At 67.1% G+C, this 623-nt stretch carries 1 protein-coding gene; it reads right to left on the bottom strand.

All coding sequences use genetic code 11. The features are described from left to right. On the bottom strand, positions 1-492 hold a 492-nt coding region (locus DD1DGNOD_RS05865; RefSeq protein WP_430827760.1), incomplete at its 3' end, for a class I tRNA ligase family protein. Positions 493-623 lie beyond the last annotated feature (131 nt).

The following is a 623-nucleotide window of genomic DNA, read 5'->3' as shown; positions in this document are numbered from 1 at the left end:
AACCGCGCCGGTGAGCTTGCTGCGCGGGTCGAGCAGGATGTCCGGATCGAGGGTGCGGCCACAGTTCTCGCACTGGTCGCCGCGGGCCTCGCCGTACGCACAGAACGGGCAGGTTCCGACCACGTACCTGTCGGGCAGGAAGCGACCGGCCTGCGGGTCGAAGAACTGGACGGTCTCCTCGGAGGTGATGTAACCGGCCTCCCGCAGCCGGGTGAAGACGTCCTGCGCGACCTCGCGATGGTTGTCGGTCATCGTCGAGGTGAACAGGTCGAAGCTGATCCCGAGATCGTCCCAGATACGCAGGAACTCCGGGTGGTAACGGTTGACGATCTCAGCCGGCGATACGCCGTCGATGTCGGCACGTACGGTGATAGGCGTGCCGTGGGCGTCACTGCCCGACACCATGAGCACCCGGCTGCCCGCCATCCGCTGGTAGCGGGCGAAGATGTCGGCCGGCAGGTAGGCGCCGGCGATGTGCCCCAGATGGGGCATGCCGTTGGCATACGGCCACGCCACCGCAACCAGGACATGCCTGCCCTGCTCCCGCGAAACGGTCGAACCACTGGTCTCGGTCGCCTGCGAAGCGGGCGAAGCACCGGTCTTGGTCGTCACGCTCCCAACGG

It is taken from the genome of Candidatus Protofrankia californiensis (assembly GCF_900634765.1).
Taxonomy (GTDB): Bacteria; Actinomycetota; Actinomycetes; order Frankiales; family Frankiaceae; genus Protofrankia; species Protofrankia californiensis.
This window is presented reverse-complemented; position numbering and strand designations above follow the sequence as displayed.